Origin of the sequence: Amycolatopsis sp. NPDC051102 (genome assembly GCF_040682815.1) — a bacterium.
GTDB lineage: Bacteria > Actinomycetota > Actinomycetes > Mycobacteriales > Pseudonocardiaceae > Amycolatopsis.
On record NZ_JBFBBT010000015.1, the window covers coordinates 196772 to 220682 of the forward strand.

Consider the following 23911-nt stretch of genomic DNA (forward strand, 5'->3'; position numbering starts at 1 on the left):
GGTCACCGTACGCGGTCAGACGGTGCTTCAGCGGTGTGAGACCGCCCACCGGAGAGCTCTGCCAGCGTTTCCGCGGCCGTCTCGGCGGTGAAGAGGCGGACGTCGCCGAGGGCGCGCTCGAGGTCTTCGGGCGGCGCGGCGCCGAGCACGCCGACCGCGTCCGGGTCCTCCTGTTCGGCGGTGCGGAGGATCTGTTCGGCGGTGTCCAGCGGGCCGGCGTGGACGACCTCCACGCCGTCGTCGCGCAGCCGCCGGGCCAGCGAAACGGCGGCCGGGTCGGCCCGGGTGAACTCGACGAGCAGCACCCGCGGCCGCTCACGCCCCACGACGTCCTCCGGCGGCCGCCATGCCGGCCGCGACGAGCAACGCGGCCGTGGCGGCGAGGGCGAGCCAGAACCCGGTGGCCGGGCTCGCGCCGCCGAGCGTGCCGCCGACGAGCGGCAGTTCGGCGGCGTGCAGACCGGTCAGCAGGGCAGCGCCGGCGAGGAGGGCGGCGGCCGGCTTCGGCCGGGACCGCGTCGCGAGCGCGGCCGCCCCGACGACGACCACCGCGGCGGTCAGCAGGCCCCACGACGGAGTGTCGAAATTGGACCAGAGGCCGGGGGCGACGTAGCCGGGAAGAGCGAAGACGGGCAACCCGATCGCGGCGACGGCCAGCACGGCACCGGCCACGACGAGGGTGAGGTTCCTGGTGTCGGGCGGGGTGCCGTCCCCGGCGTCCTCCCGTTCGACGACCCCGGTCCCGGCGGCGGCGAGGGCGGCCAGGACGGCGAGCACGAGCGCGGCGAACGTCCAGGCGGCGCCGGCCCCGAGGTCGTAGCCGAAGACGGGAGCGGCGGCGCCCCCGAAGCCGGCGAGGTTGCCGGCCTGGGTGGCGGTGAGCGCGGTGTTGAGGACGGCGGTGCCGGCCAGGACGATCCCGGCCCAGGCAACCCCGAGCACGGGCCGCGCGACGGCGGCGGCCGCCGGGAGCAGCACACCGGCGGCGGGAACGGCGAGCACGAGCGCGGCGACGAGGAGGAACCAGCGCGCGGGGCTGTCGGCGGCGGCACTGACCGGCGCGGCGGCGCCCGGGTTCAGCGCGGTGACGGCGACCTGGGGCGCAAAGGCCCCGATGACGGCGGCGAGCGCGGTGGCCAGGCCGAGCAGGCCGGTGGTGAGCCGCCACCAGAAGAGGCCGGGCAGTTTCGTGCCGCCGGCCAGGTCGTGCTCGGGCTTTTCGGTGCCTTCGGCGCTTTCGGTGAGCCGCGTGCCGGCGAGCCCAGCGACGCTGGCTGTCGCGACGAGAGCGAGCAGGGGCCCCCAGGTGACGTGCAGGTCATCCCGGAGGAGCCCGGCGAGCACGGGCGGCAGGGCAACACCGAAGGCCGCGGCGGCCAGCCCGCCGAGCGCACCGCGGGCGACGAGTTCGGAAGGAGCGGCCAGCGCGACAACGGCGGCCAGCGGCAACGCGGCGGCGAGCAGCAGGTAACCGCCGAGGGCGGGCCACGGCCCTTCGAAGGCGGCCCGGGCGAGCAGGAAGCCGTTGTCGGACTGGACGGGAGCGGTGAGCAGCCCGACGGAGGCGGCGACGGCGAGCAGCGGAGCGAGCAGCCGCCACCGCCGCCGTTCGGGTTCGTCGTGGCTGCGGACGGCCCGCCAGGCGAGCACACCGGCGACGAGGGTGAGCAGGTGCCCGCCGACGAGCAGCCAGAACCCGGCACCGACGGCGGAGCTGCCGAGGAACCGGTCGGGCAGGTAGAGCTCGGGCCGGATGGTGAGCGGGCCGTTGACGGCGAACTGGAGGTCGAGCACGAGCCGGCCGGGGGCGAGGGCGGCGAGGCCGAGGAGGAGGCCCCCGCCGAGGGCGGGTTTCCCTGTGGAAGCGAGCCAGACGGCGACGGCGATGGGCGCGAGGGCAAGGAGGGCGAGCCAGGGCCAGCTGGTGAAGCCGGGGCCGGCGGCCGGGGAGACGGGGACGATCGCGCCGGCAGTGAGGGCGAGGGCGCCTACGACGGCCAGGGTGAGTGCGGGGGTGAGGGGGCGGGTTTCGGTGTCTTCGGCCCAGGTTGCGGTGCCGGCGAGAGGCTCGGGGGCCGGTGCGGTCTGACCAGCGCCGGAGGGGTTCGAGGCGGGCTCACCCGAACTTGCCGCGGAGGCTCGTGCGCTGCGGCGATCGCCGGGGGCAGGCTCGGACCGCTCTCGGGAACCAGCCGCGGACACTCGCGAGGCATCCGCCGTACTGCCGGCGGCCGGCTCGGGGCGGGGCTGGTCCGGGGCGTTCTGCGCGGCCTGACCGGGGCTGGAGCTCGGCGTGGGACTGGCCGCTCCGGCCGGGTCTTCCGCGGGACCGGGGGCGCTTCCGGTGGGGGGCTCTGAGCGTGGGGGCATATTGCCCGCGACGCTAGCAAGTTCGGGCCGTGCCGGAGCCGTCGACGGGGCGCGAGTCGTCGAAACCGCTTCAACCCTCCCCCGCAATCCGTTATTCCCGCCGTGACCGTCGCCGGGGGCGTCTCCGGGCCCTCGGCGGACCTTCACCAGCCCTCGACGCTGTAAGGCAAGTCACACCGAACGCCGTAAACCCCCCCTAACTTTGGGTGATTTACACAGGTGAGCGCGCTGCAGACTCCACCCGATCGGCCGACGCGGAGGGCACGTCTTGCCGACAGCGGTACCCCTTCGTTACTGTCCCGGGGTCCCCATTACAGTCAGGTCACGAAGTAGGACACCGAGCAAACCGCCCCCGAGGTTGGCTCACCGGGTTCCCCCGCCCGCAGTCCTCGACCCGGCTCCCCGACGATGGAAGGCCCTGTCTTGGCTTCACACCGCTCCCCCGGCGGCCAAGCTCCTTCCCCGGCATTGAAGGACGCACTGGAAGGTGCGGTCGTTCGTGTCCGGGGTGCGCACCGCATCGCCCCGCCCTCTTCGGCCCTTCGCGGCCGTGTCGTGGTTGCCGCCGTTGCGGCTGGTGCGTTCGCCGCCGCCGCTGCGGGCTCGACCCTCAAGACGGTCACCGATTCCGACGCCGCCTTCACCCCCCTGGCCAACAGCCAGGACGCCAGCGCTTCGCTGACCGCGGGAGGTGCGGGCTCCGGGGGTGCCCCGGAACTCCTGCCGACCGGCCACACCGTCGACGCCTCCGCCGAAGCCGCGAAGCTCGCTGACAGCGCTTCTGTCACGCAGGCCCGCGAGCAGCGCGAAGCCGACGCCGCCAAGAAGGCCGCCGAAGAAGCCTCTCGCCCCAAGACCTGCCTGCCCGCGCACGGCACCTTCACCTCGGGCTTCGGTGCCCGGTGGGGCACGAGCCACCTCGGCATCGACATCGCCAACGCCATCGGCACCCCGATCTACGCCGCCTCCGACGGCACCGTGATCGAGGCCGGCCCCGCCAGCGGTTTCGGCCTCTGGGTCCGGGTGCAGCTCGACGACGGCACGATCCAGGTCTACGGCCACATGAACAGCTTCTCCGTCAAGGAGGGCCAGAAGGTCAAGTGCGGCCAGCAGATCGCCGAGATCGGCAATCGCGGCCAGAGCACCGGCCCGCACCTGCACTTCGAGGTGTGGCAGAACGGCACCAAGAAGATCGACCCGCGGCCCTGGCTCGCCGCGCGCGGCATCGTCATCTGATCCACCAACCGGCGCCACCAGCGGAAACCCGGCCGTAGCCTCAAGGCCGGCCGGGACGCAGCGGGCAGCCCCCACCGGCGAAGAGCGCTGAACGCACGCGCTCCGCCGAGCCGCTGACGAGCTGGAACCGGTCACAAGATCATGGGTGGCCGCTGCGGGCCAAACACAAACACCCGCATCGGGTGACCTTTCGCTTCCCGGTGAACGCCGCTGGGAAGCGACGGCCGAGCCCGGCAAGCCCGAAGCCGTCCTGAGCCGCAGCAAGAACTGCCGGACACCCAGAACCGTGCCGAGGCCACAAAGAGCCGTCCACAGGCCGCTCAGCGCCCGCAACCGGTTATCGCAGCCCGCCCGGCAACCGCCGGATGAAGTAGGCCACCGCGACCTGCCACACCGTGCACAGCTCCCCGGGCCGGCGCACCGGCAGCCAGCCCCAGGGCGCGCCTCCCCCTGCGCCCCCCGCGGAGCGGACACGCGCGACGCTCCGAGCTCTGGTCGTCCAGCGGCGTCCCCGGCCGCAGGTGACACAACGCCCGTCCGCGCCGAGTTCGTGCTGCCTGAGCAGCGCTCGCCAGGCGGCGGCCAGCCGGCACGCCTCCGCTCCCGCATGCGGAGGAATTCCCGAAGCCCCCGAAGGCTCCCGACCCCGATCCGGAACCGTCGTCTCCAAGACTCCCCGCAGGTAGTTTCGTACCCCTTCGGCCAGCAGGCCAAACAGCACCGCGTCCACACCACTCTACCCCCTCCGTCGAACTTGTGTTCGATTACGGGGTCAGTTCTACCGGGTGGGTACGACGATTCCGGCGGCGATCGCCGGGATCGCCGCCGGATTCACTCGACCGGGTTGCTTAGAGCTTCACCATCGGAACGCTGCCGATGAGCATCAAGCGGACCTTGCCCGCCGCGCCGAAGTCGATCGTGGCCGTCGCGCGCGGGCCGACGCCGTCGCAGGAGATGACCGTGCCGAGGCCGTACTTGTCGTGACTGACGCGGTCGCCGACGTCCAGCTTCAGCGCCACCGTGTCCTTCCAGCCCTTGCCGAACGACGGCGTGCCCGAAGAGGACGGCGACGACGTCCGGCGGCCGCCCCAGGTGGTCGCCGCCCGCGGCGTGCCGCGCGAGCCGGAGCCGAACGAGCCGAAGCCGCTGCTGGACGGCTCCAGCCGCCGCCAGTCGACCAGGTCCGGCGGCAGCTCGTCGAGGAACCGCGAAGCCGGGTTCATCGACGGCTGGCCCCACGCCGAGCGCGTGATCGCGCGCGAGACGTACAGCCGCTTCCTGGCCCGCGTGATCGCGACGTACGCGAGCCGCCGCTCCTCCGCCAGCTCCGTCGGGTCGCCCAGCGCCCGCATGTGCGGGAAGACGCCGTCCTCCCAGCCGGTGCAGAACACCACCGGGTACTCCAGGCCCTTCGCGGTGTGCACGGTCATCAGCGTGACCACGCCCGCGCCGCCGTCGCCTTCCTCACCGCCGTCGGGCGAGGGCACCGAGTCGGCGTCCGCGACCAGCGACACGCGCTCGAGGAACGCCGGCAGCGAACCCGGCGCCGGCACCCCGGGCTCCACGACCAGTTCGGCGTTCTCGTCCGCGACGACCTCGGCGGTGATCTCGGTGAACTCCCGCGCCACCGTGACGAGCTCGTCCAGGTTCTCCACGCGCGTGTGGTCCTGCGGGTCGTCCGACTCCTCGAGCTCGACGCGGTAGCCGGTCTTCTCCAGCACCGCTTCCAGCACGTCGTGGACCTCGGCGCCCTCCGAAATCAGCACGCCCAGCTCGTCGAGCAGCGCCACGAACCCGCCGATCGCCTTGACCGAGCGCGGGTTCAGCAGCGGCACCTTGCCTTCGACGGCGTCCCGCAGCGCCTGCGCGAAGGAGATCCGCTCGCGCTCGGCGTGCGTCGCCACGACGGCTTCCGCGCGGTCGCCGATGCCGCGCTTGGGCACGTTCAGCACGCGCCGCAGGCTGACCGTGTCCTCCGGGTTCGCCAGCACGCGCAGGTACGCGATCATGTCGCGGACTTCGCGCCGCTCGTAGAACCGCACGCCGCCGACGACCTTGTACGGCAGGCCGAGCCGGATGAAGATCTCTTCGAAGACGCGGGACTGGTTGTTGGTGCGGTAGAAGACGGCGACGTCGGAGTAGTCGGCTTCGCCCTTCTCCGCCAGCGCGTCGATTTCGCCCGCGACGAACGCGGCTTCGTCGTGGTCGTTGTCCGCGACGTAGCCGACGATCTTCTCGCCGTCGCCCGAATCCGTCCACAGCCGCTTCGCGCGGCGGTTCGGGTTCCGCTCGATGACGGCGTTGGCCGCGGACAGGATCGTCTGCGTGGACCGGTAGTTCTGCTCCAGCAGGATGGTGTGCGCGTTCGGGAAGTCCCGCTCGAACTCCTCGATGTTGCGGATCGTCGCGCCGCGGAAGGCGTAGATCGACTGGTCCGCGTCACCCACGACAACCAGCTCGGCCGGCTCGACACCCGACTCGTTCGGCGCCGTCCCGGCCAGCTCGCGGACCAGCGTGTACTGCGCGTGGTTCGTGTCCTGGTATTCGTCGACGAGCACGTGGCGGAACCGCCGCCGGTAGTACTCGGCGACGTCCGGGAACGCCTGCAGCAGCGAAACCGTGCGCATGATGAGGTCGTCGAAGTCGAAGGCGTTGGCCTGGTTCAGCCGTCGCTGGTACTCGCCGTAGACCTCGGCGACGCGGCGCTCGAGGTCGTTGCCCGCGTTCGCCGCCGCCGTCTCCGGGTCGGTGAGCTCGTTCTTCAGGTTCGAGATGTGCACGGCGAGCGTGCGCGCGGCGTACCGCTTCGGGTCGATGTCGAGATCCCGCGCAACCAAGGTGATCAGCCGCTTGGTGTCGTCGGAGTCGTAGATGGAGAAGCTCGACGACATGTCCAGCGTTTTGGCTTCGCGGCGCAGGATCCGCACGCACATCGAGTGGAACGTCGACACCCACATCGCGTTCGCGCGGCGCCCGACGAGGGCGGCGACGCGCTCGCGCATCTCGGCGGCGGCCTTGTTGGTGAACGTGATCGCCATGATTTCGCCCGGGTGCACGCGGCGTTGCCCGAGCAGGTAGGCGATCCGGCGGGTCAGCACCCGTGTCTTGCCCGAGCCGGCACCCGCCACCACCAGCAGCGGGCCACCGGCGTGGGTGACGGCTTCGCGCTGGGCGGGGTTGAGGTCGTCGAGCAGCTCGGCCTGCCCGCCGGCGGCGGGCTTGCGCACAGGGGTCGCGGCGGGGAGATCGAAGAGGGTGTCCATCGTGCGTCCACGCTACCCCGGGCGGCCCGGGGTCCGGCACAGTCGTCGCGCGTGTTCGGCCGTGGCCGGGTGCGGTGCGGTGAACGGCTCCCGAGGGCAGGGCCGGGTGGTCACGGGGAACGCGGCCGGCGGCTTGGCTGCCGGGCTTCGGCGCCGGACGCACGCGGCGCCGGGCCTACCGCGGCAGGCGTACCGGCAGGTGTCGCCTCGTGCCCGACGCGCGGCGGTCCCCGCGCGCGGAGCATCGACGGACATGGAAGACATCCACCCCGCCCGCATCCGGGCCGCCGACGCCGATCGTGAACGCGTCGCCACCGCCGTCCAGACCGCCGGTTCCGAAGGCCGGCTCACCCTCGAAGAGGTCGAAGAGCGCCTCACCCACGTCTACGCCGCCCGGTTCACCGACGAACTCACCGTGCTCACCGCCGACCTGCCGCGGCCGGCGCCGCCGGGGCCCGGGTTCCCGCTCGGCCGCGACGCGCTGCGGCGGCATCCCGCGCTGCGGCTGCACCTCGCCGTGGTGGTGGCGATCGCGGCCGTGGCGATCGTCCGGTGGGTCGTGCTCGGCGGCGGGTTATTCTGGCCGGCGTTCCCGATGTTCTGGCTCGCCGTGAGCCTCTTCGTTCATGCTCGGGTGCGCGCGTTCCGGGAGCGGGCCGGTTCCGCTGTGCCATACTGACCGTGTGCGGCACCACGCAGAGCGATTTTTTTACGGGACCCGGACTCCGGCTCCCGTGATCGCGTAGTGCCCGAACCGCCATCACGCCAGCCCCGGAGTCCACGGACCCGGGGCTGTCGCCGTCCCTGGGACCGGGTCCGGGCTTCGAGAAAGAGGTCCCGATGAACGCACACGCGACGAACGCCGACGGCCAGCCCGCCGAAAACACCCCGGCCGGCGACGACATCGCGGCGCTGCGCGAGGAGATCGACTGGCTGGACAAGGAGATCCTGCGGCTGGTGAAACGCCGGGTCGAGGTGTCCAAGACGATCGGCGCCGCGCGGATGGCCGCCGGCGGCACGCGCATCGTCTACAACCGGGAGATGGACGTGCTCGCGCGCTACCGCGAGCTCGGCCCCGAAGGCCGCCAGCTGGCCATGGCGCTGCTGAACCTGGGCCGCGGGCGGCTCGGCCGGTAACGGTTGCCCGAATTCCGGGTCTTCCCCGAGGCAGCCGCGGCCCCGGTGCGGGCAGACTGGGGTCATGGACTGGCTCGTGAACCTCATCGCCGTCATCGTCGCGCTCGCGAGCGTGCTGGCCGCGCTGGGCCATGTGGGGTATCTGGCGCTGCTGAACAACGCCGCGGGTAAGCGTGCCGGCGGCGCTCCGGTCGCGCAGTACGTCCGCAGCCGGTGGGCCGTTGCCGGGGGTACCACCGCGGCTTCGCTGTTCGCCTGGTTGCTCACCGCCGGCGGGCCGGCGCTGGACATCTTCGCGATCCTCGTCGCCGCCGGTAGCGGCGTGGTGGCGACGAAGGCGCTGCAGTCCACGCGGGACCGTTACCGCACGGGAGGCTGAAGAGCCTGATCAGGGCCGATGTCGCTGCGTGAAACTTCGCAGCGTGACCATCGCCCGTTCGGTCGCGCCCGACCGAGTGAAACCTCTGCAACTTGCAGGTTTGGGGGCGACTTTCGCCGCCGGATGCTCCTAGGGTTGACGCCGTGAGGACCCTTGCGTCTGGGTCGGGCAACGCCCGCAGGACGCGCGGGGGCACTGGCCCCGCGCGCCCACTGTTGCGTGCGCGTGCATTTGCGCAGGATTCCGAACGAGATTCCGCGCGTGAGGGTGCTCCGTTCAGGTCGCCCGGCCGCCGGATGGCGTCAGGAGTGCACGGCCGGGTGGTCGAGCCCACATGAGCCACGGCACGGAGTTCCACGGACGCGCCACCGCGCCCGCGCATCCCGGACGGCACCGCCGCGGCGGCGCGGAGAGCTGGACGCCGCCGCTGCCGCAGCACCGCCCCGTGCGCCACCACGCGGCGGGCCGGATGGCCGATCCGGCGGTGGGTGGAGTGCCCCCGCAACAGGCCGTCCAGCGCCACGGTGGTGGTGCGGTGGCTGATCCCGGGGGCTCGCCGGTGCAGGACTACGCCGTGCGCCACGGCGGGGACATGACGGCCGATCCCGCGATGTCCGGGTCACTCCCGCAGCCGTATGCCGCACGCCGCCCCGGCGGCCCGATGCCGGCCGATCCCGCTTACTCCGTGCGCTACGCCGGCGAGGCAGCGGCCGATCCGGTGATGTCCGGGTCGCTCCCACGGCCCTACGCCACGCGACGCCCGGCGCCGGCCGACCCGGTGATGTCCGGATCACTCCCGCAGCCATCTGTCACGCGACGCCCGGCGCCGGCCGACCCGGCGATGTCCGGATCACTCCCGCAGCCGTACGCCACGCGACGCACCGCCGGCCCGATGCCTGCCGACCGCGCGATGTCCGGGTCCCTCCCGCTCGGCCACCCCCTGCAGCCCCGCCCCGCCGGGCCGGCCGCGGCCGACCCGCCGATCTCCGGCTGCCTCCCGCTGCCCCAGCCGTCGCTCCCGCAGCCGCGGGACGGGCGGCCGCTCTTCCCGGCCGCGCACGGCAGCCTCCCCCTCGACGTCTTCGAAGACGACGATGCCTTCGAAGACGACGAGCCCGACTTCACCTCCGCCGACGCGGCGCCCACCGAGTCGCCGGCCGACCGGGCCGCCCGCCGCACCCGCGTATCGCTGGCCTCCCCCGCTCCGCGCGGGGTCGATGTCGACGAAGACGACGCCCGCATCTACTCCGCTCCGCCCATCGACGGGCTCGGCGGCTTCACCATCGGGTCCGTGCCCGCGTCCGTCACCCCGCCGAAGACCTGGCGGAAGGCCGCCTGGTTCGCCACCGGTGCCTCCGGGGCCGTCGTCGTCGGGCTGCTGTGCGCCGGGTCCTTCCTCGTCGGGAAACCGCCCGTCGACCAAGCCGTGCAGGGCTCGTGGCCCGGCTACCAGGGCGTGCCGACCGTCGCCGATCCCACCTCGGGGCAGCGGCCGCCCACCGAGGGCGGTTCCGCGGCCGGGCCGGAAACCGCCGCCCCGCCGGAACACTCCACCGAGAAGACCAGTGGCGGCGGGGCCGGACCGGTCGACGGTGCCGCGCCACCGCCGGCCGAGCGGACCGACGCGCCGTCCACCGTGACGACCGGGCCCGCCACCGTCGACCGGACGCCGCGGAAGCCGCCCGTCACGCCCGCGCAGCGGGAAACCCCGGTGAAACCGCCGTGGTGGTACTCCTTCCCGCCGGACGCCCAGACCATGGGGGACAACTCGGAGAAGTTCTTCAACACCGTCACCACCGACCCCGCCACGGCGTCCTCGGTGACCACCGGCGACCTGCACGACCAGGGCCCGCAGGCCCTCGCCCGGCGGTACGCGGGCATCGCGTACTTCGAAGTCAAGAAGGTCAGCATCGACCAGCAGCGCGGCGTCACCGTCAACACCGTCGAAGTCACCCACACGGACGGGACGAAGACGGTCGAGGAGCGCACACTGACCTTCGGCGACGGCGACAAGATCACGGCTGACGGTCAGTAGCCAAACCTGCACGTGCGGTTCGCCCGTTCCGATGCACGTGCGGTGCGCCGAGCGGTTATGCCTGGTCCGGGTGGGTGACATAAGCTGCCGCTCGTCGTATCGCGACGGCATTCCGGCGACAGAGCCTGGTGATCGCCGCCCGCACAGGGTTACCTGACGACAGCGGATCCGGAACCGGCCACGAACCGGCCAACCGGACCAACGGCACCCGGCCGAACGGCGGGTGGCCGTCCCCGGAAACCCAGAGCGAGGACTTTCGTGCTTGACCGGCAGCGCACCCGGCGTGACTCACCCCACGCCGTCCGCGTCGAGGACATCATCCCGGCCGAGATCCTGGACGGTGTCGCCGACGCCGACCGCGACCACCTGGCGCAGGTCGTCCGCGACCCGCAACGGTTCGTGGCACGGCGCACCGAGCCGGCCCGGGAGCCGGAGCAGACCGACGATGCCGGGGAGCCGGAAAGCCGCCTCGCCCGCCGCGCGAAGCTGACCGGGCTCGTCGCCGCGGGTGCGCTCGTCGCCGGCGCCGTGGTCGCCGCGCCGATGCTGACCAGCTCGCACCGCGCCGTGTCTTCCGGCGGCCAGTCCACGCCCGCCGGGTTCACCGGCGCCGCCGAGCTCGGCGGCCTCGCCGTGCCGCAGCGCCAGGCCGGCGGTGGCGCACCGGAGCAGCACGGGACGACGAACCCGGACACGCAGCCCGCGGACACGCCGGCCACCGATCGGACGGTCAACGGCACCCCGCGGGCCCAGGCGGCGCCCGCACCGGCCACGTCGATCCCGGACACCGCGGCCGACGCGCGCAGCGCGAGCCGCAAGATCCAGGCGGTCAAGGACTTCTACGCCGCCATCGCGCGGAACTCGGCTGGCGCGCTGGCGCTGCTGAGCCCGTCGCTGGCCGGCGGCTCGGCGGGCGAGCTGGTCCGCACCTGGAGCTCGATGGACGCCATCGACGTCCAGGAGGCCGACACGCAGATCAAGCCGGACGGCTCGATCCTCGCGGTCGCCACGCTGCACCGGCCGGACGGCGCCCTGGTGCGCGTCACCCAGCTGTTCCGGGTCGCCGACACCGGCGGGCTGATCACCGAAGCCGAGCTCGTCTCGGCCCAGTACATGTAGCCCTCGGCGATCACTCCTTCACCCGTGGTTCAAGTGCCCGTACCGGATTCGTGTGCGCAGAGTGAGCGCCTAGCCTTGTCACGGGCCGGTCTCCGTGAAGCCGGCACGCAGCCCACGACATGTGCATACGCTCCAGCGAAGCGGCGTACAGGTGGCCGCGTCACCAGGCACCTATCCTCACGCCCTGGTGAAGTCGGAGCCCAAAGGGAGGTCGCGTGAGCGACGAGGGTCGTCTGGTCGCCGATCGATACCGCATCGTCGGCCGGATCGGCACGGGCGCGATGGGGGCCGTCTGGCAGGCGCACGACGAGGTCCTGGGCCGCACCGTGGCCATCAAGCAGCTCCTCCTCCAGCCGCACCTGGACGAGCACGACGCCGAGGACGCCCGGCAGCGGACGATGCGCGAGGGCCGGATCGCGGCCCGGCTGCACCACCCCAACGCGATCTCGGTGTTCGACGTCGTCACCGACGACAACGGGCAGCCGTGCCTGATCATGGAGTACCTCAACTCCACCAGCCTGGCCGCCGTGCTGCAGGAACGCCGCACGCTGCCGCCGACCGAGGTGGCGCGCATCGGCGCCCAGGTCGCCGCGGCGCTGCGCGAGGCGCACGCGGTCGGCATCGTGCACCGCGACATCAAGCCGGGCAACATCCTGCTCGGCGCCAACGGCGTCGTGAAGATCACCGACTTCGGCATCTCCCGCGCCAAGGACGACGTCACGGTCACCAAGACCGGGATGATCGCCGGCACGCCCGCCTACCTGGCCCCCGAGGTCGCCATCGGCGGCGAGCCGGGGCCGGAGTCCGACGTCTTCTCCCTCGGTTCGACGCTGTACGCGGCGTGCGAGGGCCAGCCGCCGTTCGGGCTGTCGGAGAACACGCTGAGCCTGCTGCACGCGGTCGCGGCCGGGCAGATCAACCCGCCGCGCCAGTCCGGGCCGCTGGCCAGCGTGCTGGCCGTGCTGCTGCACCCGGACGTCCAGCACCGGCCGACCGCCGAAGAGTGCGAGGAGCTGCTCGCGGCCGTCGCGCGCGGTGAGACGCCGCTCGGCGGCCCGGCGGACGAGACGATGATGGCGCCGTCCGCCGGCGTTCTCGGGGCGGCCGCCGTCGCCGACCCGAACGCCACCCAGATGTTCGACGAGATCCCCGCGGGCCACTCGGGCACGCTGCTCGGCGGCGGCGCCCCGACGCAGGCGGTGCCGTACTACGACGAGGACGACTACCCGGAGGCCACCGGCTACCCGGAGAACGACTACGACGGGTACGGCCACTACCGCGAGGACGACCACCACGCGGCCGGAGGCGTGCCGCCCGGGCTGGCCGCGACGCGCGCCGTGCCGGTCCCGCCGCACGAGCAGGGCGGGTACGAGGACGACTACGACGATTACGACGACGAGCCCGCCCCGCCGCCCCCGGCGCGGTCGCGCCCGCAGATGAGCCCGGTCGACGAGGACGAGGGCAAGCCCGGCGCGTGGAAGCGCCCGGCGATCATCGGCGGCGTCGTGGTCGTGGGCCTGGTCGCGCTCGTCGTGTGGCTGCTGAGCCCGAACAACCCGGAAGCGCCGGCCACGCAGATCTCCAGCACCAAGCCGTCGCCCGCCGCGACGTCGGAGACGCCGACGCCCACGGAGGACACGTCCTTCAGCACGGCCGACGTGCCGCCGCCGGTGACGGAGGCGACCTCGTCGTCGAAGAAGGCGACGACCTCGCGGAGCTCCGAACCGCCGACGACCTCGTCCCAGAAGACGACGACGCCGACGAAGCCCTCGACTTCTGACACGCCGACGCCCTCCGATACCCCCACATCGCCGCCGCCCACCTCCTCCACGCCGTGACCCGAGGTCAGTCTTGAGTTCTGAAGGAACCATCGTCGGCGGCCGGTTCCGGCTGGACCAGCCGATCGGCCGCGGCCGCGCCGGCATCGTGTGGCTGGCGTTCGACACGCGGCTGTTCCGGACCGTCGCGATGAAGCGGATGTACCTGCCGGTCGGCGCGGGCGAGCGCGCCGAGCAGGCGCGCGCGGCCGCCATGCAGGAGGGCAAGGACGCGGCCCGGATCGAGCACCCGTGCGCGATCAAGGTGTTCGACGTCCTGCCCGACGGCCAGGACGTCTGGCTGGTGATGGAGTACATCCCGTCGCGCAGCATGGCGACGTTCCTCGCCGAACACGGCCGGCTGACCCCCGACCAGGCGGCGCAGCTCGGCATCCAGCTCGGCAACGCCCTGACGGCCATCCACTCGGCCGGGTTCGTGCACCGCACCCTCGAGCCGGGCACCGTGCTCCTGGCCGACGACGGCGGCGTGAAGCTCACCGACATCGGGATCAGCGGCGGCGGGCCCCACGCGGCGTACGTCGCGCCCGAGGTCGCGCGGGGGCTGCCGCCCACGCCGGCCGCGGACGTCTTCTCCCTCGGCGCGACGCTCTACACCTCCGTGGAGGGCGTGCCGCCGTTCGGGGACGACGGCCAGTCGTCCGAACGCCCGCCGCAGAACTCCGGTGTCCTCACCGAGGCGCTGCGCAAGATGCTCCGCACGGACCCGACGACCCGGCCGACGATGGCGGACACCGTCCGGTCCCTGAAGGCGATCACCGAAGGCCGCGAAACGGCGTTCATCCCGCCGACCGCGCCCGGGATCCCGCCGCCCCCGCCGCCGCCCTTCAACCCGGGTCTGGCGGCCGCGGGGCCGCCGATGCCGCCGTCGGGACCGCAGTTCCAGCAGTCGATGCCGGTCGCCGCGCCCGGCTTCTCCGCGGCGGAAGAGACGCAGCGGATGCAGCCGGTGCCGGCGCCGACGCAGTACGTGCCGCGGCCCGCGCCGGGCGCCCAGCCGCAGGCCGCGGCGTGGAACCTGCCGGTGTCGAAGAAGACGCTGGTCACCGTGGCCGCGATCCTCGCGGCCGTGCTGGTCGGCATCCTCGTCACGGAGCTGTTCTTCGTCTAGGCGACCTTGGCGGTCGCCGCGCGCATGGCTTCCAGCAGCGTGCGGACCGCCGGGTGGCCCCACGCCCGGGACGCCACCGCGGCGTGGATCGCGCGGACGGGCTCCGGGTGGCGGATCCGGCGGACGACCACGCCGGGGTGCTGCGCGCCGAGCCCCAGTTCGGGGATGAGGCCGACCCCGATGCCGGCGGCCACGAAGCCCTGCGCCGTCTGGTAGTCCTCGGACTCGACCACGATGTTCGGGGCGAAGCCGGCGGACGCGCAGGCGCCCTGCAGGATGTCGCGGCAGACGCCGGGCAGGCCGTCGACGCCGACCCAGGGCTCCTCGGCGAACTCCGTCAGGTCCAGCACGCGCTTGCGGGCCAGCGGGTGTGCCTTCGGCAGCACGGCCCGGTACGGGTCGTCGAGCAGGTGCACCAGCTCGACGCCCTTGCCCGGCGGGGTCTTGCGCGGGAAGACGGTGATCGCGACGTCGGCGTCGCCCGATTCGACGTCCAGGATCGGGTCGTCGAGTTCGACCAGCTTGAGGTCGAGGTGCACGCCGGGGTGCTCGCGGCGGACCGCGGCGATGGCCGGCGGGACGAGCGACGCGCCCGCCGTCGCGAAGTAGCGGATCGCGACGCGGCCGGTGCGGCCCTCCTTGAGCTCGGTCAACGCGGCCTCGGCCTTGGCGAGTTCGGCGCTGAGCGTCTCGGCGTGCTCGGACAGCAGCGCGCCCGCCGGCGTCGGGCGGACGCCGCGGCCGACGCGTTCGAGCAGCTCGGTGCCGGCTTCGCGTTCGAGCGTGGACAGCTGCTGGCTGATCGCGGACGGCGTGTAGCCGAGGTTGCGGGCCGCGGCGGTGATCGACCCGCTGGTGATCACGGCGCGGAGGACCTGCATGCGGCGGACGTCGAGCATGCCCTGATCGTACAGCTCAGCTTAAGTGTTCCTGCAGTTAATTTCGCTTGTCCTTACGTCTGCTCCGGGCGAAGCTGACGCTGGAATCGAAGGAGGACTGGGGTGGGCGAAACGAAGACCCTGCTCAGGATCGCCGCGCTGGCGCTCATGTGGGGCTCGAGTTTCTTCTGGATCAAGCTGGGGCTGGGGATGTTCTCGCCGGTCCAGCTCGTGCTGGCGCGGCTCGTGCTCGGCGCGGCCATGCTGCTGGTGCTGTGCCGGCTGCAGCGGGCGCGGCTGCCGCGCGAACGCCGGATGTGGGGACACCTGGCCGTCGCGGCGTTCTTCCACAACGCGCTGCCGTTCCTGCTGTTCGCGATCGGCGAGACGACGGTCGATTCGGGGATCACCGGCGTGCTGAACTCGACGACGCCGCTGTGGGTGCTGCTCGCGGCGCCGCTGATGGGGACGTCGGCGCGGATGACCGGGGCACGGCTGGCCGGGCTGGTCGTCGGCCTCGGCGGCATCTTGCTGATCTTCGCGCCGTGGCAGGCGTCGGGGCTGCTGAGCTGGGGCGCGCTGGCGTGCCTCGCGGCCGCGGCCAGCTACGGCTTCGCGTTCGTCTACGAGGGCAAGTACCTGTCGGACTCCTCGTTGTCGCCGTACGCGACTTCGGCGGGTCAGATGCTGCTGGCCAGCGGGATGCTGCTGCTGGCCCTGCCGGTGGGCGGGTTCACCCCGGTGCACGTCTCCGTGGGGCCGCTGCTCGCCATCCTGGTGCTGGGCATCGGGTCGACGGGCATCGCGTTCGCGCTGAACTACCAGCTGCTGGCGAGCGAAGGCGCGGTGGCCGCGTCCGTGGTCGGCTACCTGCTGCCGGTGGTGTCCGTGCTGCTCGGCGCGGTGTTCCTGGGCGAGCAGCTGCACCTGCGGGTGATCGCGGGCATGGTCGTCGTGCTCGGCGGGGTCGCGTTGACGCGGCTGCCGAAGCGCGTGCCGGCGGCGGCGGCGCTCGAACGCGTCTGACACCCGATCGTGTGTTGACACGGAACTCGGGCCGCCCGGACCATGGCCGGGATCGGACTTCGTGGCCTGAGGGGGAACCGTGCGCCATTCGAGAAGCAAGGTCGGCACCTCGGCACGGAACCCACAGGGAACGTCGGCACGCGGCGAACTGCCGAGCTCGACGGTTCCTCCCGCAGCCGCCGCCGCGTTGCGGCTACAAGGGACCGCCGGCAACCAGGTCGTGTCGAGGCTCATTGCGTGCACCCGGCCGACTGACGCGTGTGGGGCCGGCAACCTCCCGGTCCAGCGCACACTGTCATGGCACGGCAGGACGGTGGCGGCCTACGAGGATCTCCCCGAGAACGACCGGAACCAGATCACGAAAGAGACCGGTCGAGAGTACGGCATGTTCGTGCAGCCGGTCATCGAGGCGATGATCGACGACAATGTCCTCCACAAGGTGTCCGTCCCGCTGCTCGCGAAGGAGATCCCCGAGATCGCCCAGCTCTACCTCGCGAACAACCCGTCCAAGCTCACGTCGGACGATCCCAGAACCAGAATCGCCCGTCGGCTCCTGGAAAACGACAAGCAGGTTGCCAAACTGAAATCGAAACTCGGGAAAACGTCACGTGCCGACTTGGTCCCCGGACGCAACCTCCGCGAATTCAACGAGTTTCTGGACGCCAATCCGGCATTCGTCGACTACCTGATCAAGGCCAATATCAGGATCATTTTCAGTTCTTCGCAGGCCAAGGGCATCGGCGGCCTTTACACGCACGCGGACAAGACGGTGCATCTCGAAAGCGAAGTAAAAGACGCGAGTCCGGGCGTCTTCCTCCGTCTGTTGCTGCACGAGATGGGGCACGCCTCGTTCCAGCAGGTGCTGATGACCACCACTCCGGGCGCCCTGAACCAGGACGAGCAGGCGTTCCGCGACGCTTGGGCGGTGCTACGCCGGAACGACGGGCAGTATCTGCTCGGACTCGATCTGGGTCAGAGCAGAGGACCGGTTGCGCGGAAGAAGTACCAGGCGAACGACTTCGTGGAGTTCTGCGCCGAGAACTTCATGCACCGAGTGACCGCACCGGACCTGCTGAACCAGCACCTGATCGCGATCAACAAGCCGGGCAATCACGTCCCTCAGGACGTCAGGGACGCGTGGCGTGACGCGATCGCGATCCTGGACAAGTACGCGCGGCTGCTCCTGCGCTGACCCGCCCGACGCGCTCGGCTCGGGACGGCTCCTAGACGAGGCGGCGGTCGGAGGCCCAGCGGGAGAGCTCGTAGCGGTTCGACAGCTGGGTCTTCCGCAGGACGCTCGACACGTGCGTCTCGACTGTCTTCACCGAGATGAACAGCTCCGACGCGATCTCCTTGTAGGCGTACCCGCGGGCCAGCAGCCGCAGGACGTCGCGCTCGCGCGGGGTCAGCAGGTCGAGCTCGGGGTCGTTGATCGGGGCCGAGCCGGGCCGGTCGGCGAACGCGTCCAGCACGAACCCGGCCAGCCGCGGCGAGAACACCGCGTCGCCGTCGGCGACCCGGACCACCGCGCGGACCAGCTCCTTCGAGGAGATCGTCTTCGTGACGTACCCGCGCGCGCCGGCGCGGATGACCGCGATGACGTCCTCGGCGGCGTCGGATACCGAGAGGGCCAGGAACACGACGTCCGGCAGCTCGGGCCGGACGCGGCGCAGCACCTCGGCGCCGCCGCCGTCGGGCATGTGCACGTCGAGCAGCACGACCTGCGGCTTCGTGCGGGCGATCCCGGCGACCGCCTCGGCGACCGAACCGGCCTCGCCGACGACGCGGACCTCGTCGGTGATCGAGTCGAGCTCGGTGCGGACCCCCGCGCGGAACAGCGCGTGGTCGTCGACGAGGAACACCTTGACCGGTTCACGCTGGCTGTCCGTCACGTCGTCGAGCATAGCCGCCTCACGCCGCTCCCTTGCCCGCTTTCACCGGCATGGCGAGCTGCACCTCGGTGCCCTCCCCCGGCGCGGTCCGGACCTTGCAGGTACCGCCGTGGCGGGTCATCCGGCCGCGGATCGAGTCGGCGAGCCCGTGGCGGTCGTCCGGGACGAGGTCGGGGTCGAAGCCCTTGCCGCGGTCGCGGACGAAGACGGTGACCGACGTCGGCTCGACCTCGGCGTAGACGCTGACCTCGTCGACCCCGGCGTGCTTGGCGGCGTTGACGATGGCCTCGCGGGCGGCCTGGACCAGCGCGGCCAGCGATTCGTCCAGCTCGGCGTCCCCGACGACGACCTGGCCGACCGAGATGGCGAAGGTGTCTTCGACCTCACCGCAGGCCGTGGCGAGCGCTTCGGACAGCCGGCCCAGCGCTTCCACGGGCTTCTCCGAGGGCTTCCCGTAGCCGTTGGGGCCGTAGAGCCAGCCGCGCAGCTCGCGCTCCTGGCTGCGGGCCAGCCGCGCGACCTCGCGGGGCTGCTCGCTCTGCTTCTGGATCAGCGCGAGCGTCTGCAGGACGGAGTCGTGCAGGTGGGCGGCGATCTCGGCGCGTTCGTCGGTGCGGATGCGAGCCTTGCGCTCGTCGGAGAGGTCCCGGACCAGCCGCAGCCAGAACGGCACGGTCAGCACGGCCACCCCGATCAGCGTCGCGAGGACCGCGATCAGCGCGAACTGAACCTGGTCGAGGGTGCCGCTGCGCAGCACGACGACGGTGATGCCGGTGATCACCAGCGCCACGCCGGCGATGATCCGGATGGCGGCCGACCAGCCGCCCCCACCGAGCAGGGCACCCGCGAAGCCGTCCTTCGCCCCGGCCCGCCAGCGGCGGCGCTGCGACTCGTCGGCCTCCCGCCAGACGACCGCGAGACCGATCATGGCGACGGCCAGCGGCACGGCGACCCAGCCGCTGATGAACCCGGTGAGCGTTCCGCTGGCGACGGCGAGCCCCACGCCCAGTGCGATCAGGCCGAACGCCTGCTGGCGTTCCTTCGGCTTCGGCGCCTCCGCGGCTTCTTCGGACTGCTGCTGGACGAACACCCAGAGGAGGCCGTACGCGAGCAGCCCGGCGCCGTTGAGCGCGGCGAGCAGCGCGAACGCCGTCCGCACCCAGAGGACCGGCACGCCGAGGTGATCGGCGAGCCCCCCGGCGACCCCGGCGATGGCCCGCCCGGACCGGCGCCGGAACATCTTGGGCCTGCTCGGGTCCGCGGGGATGATCGCCTGCTCGGCGGTGACGTGGTCGAGGGACTCCTGCACGCCGTCCATGGTCACACGCACGCGGATGCGGTTCCATCCGGGAAATCCCTGATCCAGGGAGCCGGCACCGCGGTCAGTGCCAGGGAGCCGGCCCGGTGCGGCCGGCCCAGGCGGCGAGACCGGCGCCATCGAGCAGCCGGATGCCGTGGTGGGCGGCGTACTGCCGCGCCTGCTTCGTGAACGCGGAAGTGGTCACCACGGCGGCGACGCGTGCGCCGTGCACGTGGTAGCGAGCGATCTCCTGGACCGGGCGACCTCGAGCTGCCACGTCCGCTGGGCTTCGCGGGCTCGCTTCCGCTGCCACAGCACGGACCCGTAGATCGCCGCACCGAGCACCAAGGTCCCCCCGACGAGCGAAGCGACCGGATGTGCCGCGACGAACCGCACGATCAGCACCACCACGCCGACCGTGGCGATCCCCTGTTACGCCGACCCCTCCGGGAAACCTCAGGGACCATCCCGGATGTCCCGCCGACCTCGGTGCCGCATGCTTCTCGGTATGAGTGGTACGAGCGAGAAGCCGGGGGTCCTGAACGGCTTCGAGGAGACCGTCAAGGACTTCTGGGCCAGCCGGCCGCGGCGGCCGCATGCCGGGCGGAAGGTGGCCGGGGTGGCCGCCGCCATCGGGTACCGGTACGGCGTCGATCCCGTTGTCGTGCGGATCGCCCTTGTCGTCACGACGATCTTCGGCGGCTTCGGCGTTCCCTTCTACCTGCTGGGGTGGCTGTTCTTCCCCGGGGAGAGCGACGAGGTGTCCGGCTTCGAGAGCCTCATCGGGCGCGGCCGGTCGTCGGTGTCGCCCGCCTTCGCCGTCGTGCTGCTCGTGCTCACCGTCGTCAGCACCGGGGGGTCGATCACCGGCTCCTGGTTCGACGGCGGGGGCCTCATCAGCTGTGCGCTCATCGCCGCCGCGCTCTACCTGCTGCACCGCAGCCGCGGACACCTGAACCGGCCCGCGCCCGTCGCGGCGCGGACGTCCTACCCGGCCTTCACCGGAAACGGAGCCTTCACCATGACCGAGACCGCCGAGGCGCCGTCGCCGGCCCGGGGCTGGGATCCCCTCGCCGCCGACCCGGCCGGCTGGGACCTGCCCGACGCGCCGCCCGCCCCGGAACCGCCGCCCATGCCGCCACCGCGGCTGTCGCACCACGGGTTGCAGCGTGGTCCGCGGTCGAAGGTCGGCTCGGCCACCTTCGCCCTCGCCGTGGTGACCGCCGGCGGCGCGGTGCTGGCCGGCCTCAACGGTGCCGCCTGGTTCGACGCGCAGCACATCGTCGGCCTGGTGCTCGGCGTGGTCGGGATCGGCCTGGTCGCCGGCGCGTTCGCCGGGGGCGGGCGCGGCCTGATCGGGCTCGCCGTGCCGCTCGCGATCGTCGGCATGGTCCTCACGACGGCACCGTTCCACGACTTCGACGTCCGCGGCGGCGTCGGCGACATCCGGGAGACGCCGCAGGCCTCGACCGAGGTGAAGCCGCTCTACCAGCACGCGGCGGGCGACATCCGGCTCGACCTGACCGAGCTGCCCGAAGGAGCGCCGTACGTGACGAGCGTGTCCAACGGCGCCGGCAACACCACGGTGATCGTGCCGGCGAACGCGGACGTCACCTTCGACTGCCGCACCGGGGCGGGCGAGGCGTCCTGCTTCGGCCACTCGAGCGACGGCGTCAGCCAGCCCTCGCTGAGCGGCACGGACAACGGCCCCGACGGCGTCGGCGGCCAGAAGATCACCCTGCACGTGTCGAACAGTGTGGGCGACGTGGAGGTGCGGCGTGACTGACCAGAACCCTTACGCCTACGACAACCCGGCCGACACCCAGCCCGCCCGGCGCGGCGGTGTGGACGCCTTCACCCTGATCGTCGGCGTCGCGACGCTGCTGGTGTCGGCGTACGTCCTCTCGGACGGCGCGAGCTGGCTGCCCTCGTTCGACTTCCGCTGGGTGATCGCCGGCGGCGCGGTCTTCGTGGGGCTGCTGCTCCTCGGCGCGTCGTTCGGCAACAAGCGCCGCCGCTGACGCACCGGAACTCTCGAGGCCCCGGATCCCACGCCGGGGCCTCGAGACCTGGCTACGGGAAGCTCACTCCCACTCGATCGTGCCCGGCGGCTTGGACGTCACGTCCAGCACCACCCGGTTGACCTCCGCCACCTCGTTGGTGATGCGCGTGGAGATCCGCTCCAGGACCTCATAGGGCAGGCGCGTCCAGTCCGCGGTCATCGCGTCCTCCGACGACACCGGCCGCAGCACCACCGGGTGCCCGTACGTCCGGCCGTCGCCCTGGACGCCGACGCTGCGGACGTCCGCCAGCAGCACCACCGGGCACTGCCAGATGTCGCGGTCCAGCCCGGCCGCCGTCAGCTCCTCGCGGGCGATCAGGTCCGCCGCCCGCAGCGTGTCGAGACGCTGCTGGTCGACCGCGCCGATGATGCGGATGCCCAGGCCGGGGCCGGGGAACGGCTGGCGGTGCACGATCGTCTCGGGCAGCCCCAGCTCCAGGCCGACCCGGCGCACCTCGTCCTTGAACAGCAGCCGCAGCGGCTCGACCAGCTCGAACTGCAGGTCGTCCGGCAGGCCGCCGACGTTGTGGTGGCTCTTGATGTTCGCCGTGCCCTCGCCGCCGCCGGACTCGACGACGTCCGGGTACAGCGTCCCCTGGACCAGGAACTTGTAGTCGCCCTGGGCCTTCAGGTCGCGCTCGGCCTGCTCGAACACGCGGATGAACTCGCGCCCGATGATCTTGCGCTTCTGCTCCGGGTCGGTGACGCCGGCCAGCGCGTCGAGGAAGCGTTCCCGCGCGTCGATGGTGATGAGGTTGACCCCGGTGGCGGAGACGAAGTCCTGCTCGACCTGGGTGCGTTCCCCCGCGCGCAGCAGGCCGTGGTCGACGAACACACACGTCAGCCGGTCGCCGATGGCGCGCTGGACCAGCGCCGCCGCGACGGCGGAGTCGACGCCGCCGGACAGGCCGCAGATCGCGCGGCCGTCGCCGATCTGGTCGCTGATCCGCCGGACCTGTTCCTCCACGATCGACGACGTCGTCCACTGCGGCTCGATCCCGGCGATGTCGCGCAGGAACCGGCGCAGCACCTCCTGGCCGTGCGGCGAGTGCGCGACCTCCGGGTGGTACTGGACGCCGGCGAAGCGGCGTTCGACGTCCTCGAAGCCGGCGACCGCGGCGCCGTCGGAAGACGCCGTGACGACCGAGCCCTCCGGGGCCTTGGTGACGCTGTCGTTGTGGCTCATCCACGCGGGCTGGTGCGCGGGCAGGCCGGCGTGCAGGACGCCGCCGTCGCCGGTGACGCGGACCTCGGTGCGGCCGAACTCGCGCACGCCGGTCGGCTCGACGACCCCGCCGAGCGCGCTGGCCAGCAGCTGGTGGCCGTAGCAGATGCCGAACATCGGCACGCCCGCTTCGGTGAGCTTCGGGTCCATGCCCGGCGCGCCTTCGGCGTACACGCTCGAAGGACCGCCGGAAAGGATGATGGCCGCGGGGTTCTTCGCGAGGATCTCTTCGGTGGACGCGCTGTGCGGGACGACCTCCGAGTAGATCTGTGCCTCGCGGACGCGCCGGGCGATCAGCTGCGCGTACTGCGCCCCGAAGTCCACGACGAGAACCGGACCGGTGGGACTGGGCACCTGGCGACCTCCTGGCAACGGTGGGTTTCGGCCTCCATCGTCCCAGGTGGGCCGGGTCACCCGGGATTCAGGGCCGGTGCTGTCCTGGATCGGGCCTACCGTGCGGAGCATGGCCGTGAACTGGACGAAGGAACTGACCGACCAGCTCGACTTCCACTGGAAGGCGCTGGTCCGCCCGAAGCTCGAGGGGCTCACCGACGAGGAGTACCGGTGGGAGCCGGTGGCGGGCTGCTGGACCGTCCGCCCGCGGAAGTCGGACGACGAACCGGGCTCGGGCCCGTTCACGATCGACTGGGCCTATCCCGAGCCGACGCCACCGCCGGTCACGACGATCGCCTGGCGGCTCGGCCACATCCTGGTCGGCGTGCTGGGCGCGCGGATCGGGTCGCACTTCGGCGGCGAGCCGGTCGGCTACGAGAACTACCCCTACCCGGGGACCGCCGCCAAAGCCCTCGCCGAGCTCGACAAGTTCTACGCGCAGTGGGTCGCCGGGGTGCAGTCACTGGACGAGGCGGGCTTGGCGCGGCCGTGCGGGCCGGCGGAGGGGCCGTACGCGAAGTACCCGATGGCGACCCTGGTGCTGCACATCCACCGGGAGCTGATCCACCACTGCGCCGAGGTCCTCCTGCTGCGCGACCTCTACCGCAGCCGGGGGGTGGGTGGGGGGGTCGCTGGTGAACAACGAAAAA

The 23911-nt window shown here is 72.3% G+C and carries 22 protein-coding genes; 13 read left to right on the forward strand and 9 right to left on the reverse strand.

The genetic code is table 11. From position 1 onward, the window contains the following. Positions 1-2 precede the first annotated feature (2 nt). Positions 3-326, reverse strand: a complete 324-nt coding sequence (locus tag AB0M93_RS33435; RefSeq protein WP_364280982.1) for a hypothetical protein — start codon at positions 324-326, stop codon at positions 3-5. Beyond that, positions 316-2202 carry a hypothetical protein gene (locus AB0M93_RS33440; RefSeq protein WP_364280985.1) on the reverse strand — a complete coding sequence of 629 codons (1887 nt, stop codon included), beginning with the start codon at positions 2200-2202 and terminating at the stop codon, positions 316-318. Before AB0M93_RS33440 ends, AB0M93_RS33435 begins: the two co-directional genes overlap by 11 nt. A gap of 723 nt (positions 2203-2925) precedes the next feature. Between AB0M93_RS33440 and AB0M93_RS33445 the strand changes: the two genes are divergently transcribed. After that, positions 2926-3606, forward strand: coding sequence for a M23 family metallopeptidase (locus AB0M93_RS33445; RefSeq protein ID WP_364280988.1), 681 nt, complete (start codon positions 2926-2928; stop codon positions 3604-3606). An 848-nt stretch (positions 3607-4454) separates the two neighbouring features. On the opposite strand, the gene pcrA is transcribed toward AB0M93_RS33445, so the two are convergent. Beyond that, the gene (pcrA, locus tag AB0M93_RS33450; RefSeq protein ID WP_364280991.1) at positions 4455-6869 is read right to left on the reverse strand and encodes a DNA helicase PcrA; all 2415 of its coding nucleotides are present in this window, start codon (positions 6867-6869) and stop codon (positions 4455-4457) included. A 253-nt stretch (positions 6870-7122) separates the two neighbouring features. Between pcrA and AB0M93_RS33455 the strand changes: the two genes are divergently transcribed. The 7 genes from AB0M93_RS33455 (at position 7123) to AB0M93_RS33485 (ending at position 14485) form a co-directional block, all read left to right on the forward strand. Beyond that, on the forward strand, positions 7123-7548 hold the full coding sequence (locus tag AB0M93_RS33455; RefSeq protein ID WP_364280994.1) for a DUF1707 domain-containing protein: 426 nt from the start codon (positions 7123-7125) through the stop codon (positions 7546-7548). 161 nt (positions 7549-7709) lie between these two features. Then, positions 7710-8006: a chorismate mutase gene (locus AB0M93_RS33460; RefSeq protein ID WP_364280997.1), complete on the forward strand. Its 297-nt coding sequence runs from the start codon at positions 7710-7712 to the stop codon at positions 8004-8006. A 64-nt stretch (positions 8007-8070) separates the two neighbouring features. Then, on the forward strand, positions 8071-8385 hold the full coding sequence (locus tag AB0M93_RS33465; RefSeq protein ID WP_364280999.1) for a hypothetical protein: 315 nt from the start codon (positions 8071-8073) through the stop codon (positions 8383-8385). A 334-nt stretch (positions 8386-8719) separates the two neighbouring features. Further along, entirely contained in the window at positions 8720-10420 is a 1701-nt protein-coding gene (locus AB0M93_RS33470) for a hypothetical protein (RefSeq protein ID WP_364281002.1), read from the forward strand. 258 nt (positions 10421-10678) lie between these two features. Further along, a complete protein-coding gene (locus AB0M93_RS33475) occupies positions 10679-11539 on the forward strand; it encodes a hypothetical protein (RefSeq protein ID WP_364281004.1) in 861 nt (286 codons plus the stop codon). A 215-nt stretch (positions 11540-11754) separates the two neighbouring features. Further along, positions 11755-13377 carry a protein kinase gene (locus AB0M93_RS33480; RefSeq protein WP_364281007.1) on the forward strand — a complete coding sequence of 541 codons (1623 nt, stop codon included), beginning with the start codon at positions 11755-11757 and terminating at the stop codon, positions 13375-13377. Between the two features lie 13 nt (positions 13378-13390). Next, positions 13391-14485, forward strand: coding sequence for a serine/threonine-protein kinase (locus AB0M93_RS33485; protein ID WP_364281010.1), 1095 nt, complete (start codon positions 13391-13393; stop codon positions 14483-14485). Here AB0M93_RS33485 and AB0M93_RS33490 read toward each other — a convergent pair. Continuing rightward, a complete protein-coding gene (locus AB0M93_RS33490; RefSeq protein ID WP_364281013.1) occupies positions 14482-15384 on the reverse strand; it encodes a LysR family transcriptional regulator in 903 nt (300 codons plus the stop codon). The genes AB0M93_RS33485 and AB0M93_RS33490 overlap by 4 nt on opposite strands. Positions 15385-15486: 102 nt before the next feature. On the opposite strand from AB0M93_RS33490, the gene AB0M93_RS33495 reads away from it, so the two are divergent. Continuing rightward, positions 15487-16389 carry a DMT family transporter gene (locus tag AB0M93_RS33495; protein WP_364281016.1) on the forward strand — a complete coding sequence of 301 codons (903 nt, stop codon included), beginning with the start codon at positions 15487-15489 and terminating at the stop codon, positions 16387-16389. A gap of 313 nt (positions 16390-16702) precedes the next feature. Next, positions 16703-17581: a hypothetical protein gene (locus AB0M93_RS33500; protein WP_364281019.1), complete on the forward strand. Its 879-nt coding sequence runs from the start codon at positions 16703-16705 to the stop codon at positions 17579-17581. A gap of 31 nt (positions 17582-17612) precedes the next feature. Here AB0M93_RS33500 and AB0M93_RS33505 read toward each other — a convergent pair whose 3' ends face one another. From AB0M93_RS33505 to AB0M93_RS33520, 4 genes are read right to left on the reverse strand one after another with little or no spacing between them, the layout of a single operon-like run. Continuing rightward, complete coding sequence (locus tag AB0M93_RS33505; protein WP_003073499.1) at positions 17613-18293, reverse strand: response regulator transcription factor; 681 nt, start codon at positions 18291-18293, stop codon at positions 17613-17615. Positions 18294-18300: 7 nt separating this feature from the next. After that, positions 18301-19605: a PspC domain-containing protein gene (locus tag AB0M93_RS33510; RefSeq protein ID WP_364281065.1), complete on the reverse strand. Its 1305-nt coding sequence runs from the start codon at positions 19603-19605 to the stop codon at positions 18301-18303. Between the two features lie 58 nt (positions 19606-19663). After that, complete coding sequence (locus AB0M93_RS33515; protein WP_364281022.1) at positions 19664-19789, reverse strand: restriction endonuclease; 126 nt, start codon at positions 19787-19789, stop codon at positions 19664-19666. After that, entirely contained in the window at positions 19783-19989 is a 207-nt protein-coding gene (locus AB0M93_RS33520; protein WP_364281025.1) for a hypothetical protein, read from the reverse strand. Before AB0M93_RS33520 ends, AB0M93_RS33515 begins: the two co-directional genes overlap by 7 nt. Positions 19990-20089: 100 nt before the next feature. Between AB0M93_RS33520 and AB0M93_RS33525 the strand changes: the two genes are divergently transcribed. Both AB0M93_RS33525 and AB0M93_RS33530 read left to right on the forward strand, forming a co-directional pair. Beyond that, positions 20090-21367: a PspC domain-containing protein gene (locus tag AB0M93_RS33525; RefSeq protein ID WP_364281028.1), complete on the forward strand. Its 1278-nt coding sequence runs from the start codon at positions 20090-20092 to the stop codon at positions 21365-21367. Then, entirely contained in the window at positions 21360-21602 is a 243-nt protein-coding gene (locus tag AB0M93_RS33530) for a hypothetical protein (RefSeq protein ID WP_364281030.1), read from the forward strand. The genes AB0M93_RS33525 and AB0M93_RS33530 overlap by 8 nt, the downstream gene beginning before the upstream one ends. 63 nt (positions 21603-21665) lie before the next feature. On the opposite strand, the gene guaA is transcribed toward AB0M93_RS33530, so the two are convergent. After that, complete coding sequence (guaA, locus tag AB0M93_RS33535; RefSeq protein ID WP_364281033.1) at positions 21666-23222, reverse strand: glutamine-hydrolyzing GMP synthase; 1557 nt, start codon at positions 23220-23222, stop codon at positions 21666-21668. Positions 23223-23331: 109 nt separating this feature from the next. Between guaA and AB0M93_RS33540 the strand changes: the two genes are divergently transcribed. Then, the coding region (locus tag AB0M93_RS33540) for a DinB family protein (RefSeq protein ID WP_364281036.1) at positions 23332-23911 on the forward strand (580 nt) is incomplete at its 3' end.

Excerpts from the sequence above, each read along its gene's own strand:
- AB0M93_RS33465 (WP_364280999.1), top strand. The coding sequence starts at position 8,071 with ATGGACTGGCTCGTGAACCTCATCGCCGTCATCGTCGCGCTCGCGAGC.
- pcrA (WP_364280991.1), bottom strand. The coding sequence starts at position 6,869 with ATGGACACCCTCTTCGATCTCCCCGCCGCGACCCCTGTGCGCAAGCCC.
- AB0M93_RS33525 (WP_364281028.1), top strand. The coding sequence starts at position 20,090 with ATGAGTGGTACGAGCGAGAAGCCGGGGGTCCTGAACGGCTTCGAGGAG.
- AB0M93_RS33460 (WP_364280997.1), top strand. The coding sequence starts at position 7,710 with ATGAACGCACACGCGACGAACGCCGACGGCCAGCCCGCCGAAAACACC.
- AB0M93_RS33490 (WP_364281013.1), bottom strand. The coding sequence starts at position 15,384 with ATGCTCGACGTCCGCCGCATGCAGGTCCTCCGCGCCGTGATCACCAGC.
- AB0M93_RS33470 (WP_364281002.1), top strand. The coding sequence starts at position 8,720 with ATGAGCCACGGCACGGAGTTCCACGGACGCGCCACCGCGCCCGCGCAT.
- AB0M93_RS33505 (WP_003073499.1), bottom strand. The coding sequence starts at position 18,293 with ATGCTCGACGACGTGACGGACAGCCAGCGTGAACCGGTCAAGGTGTTC.
- AB0M93_RS33455 (WP_364280994.1), top strand. The coding sequence starts at position 7,123 with ATGGAAGACATCCACCCCGCCCGCATCCGGGCCGCCGACGCCGATCGT.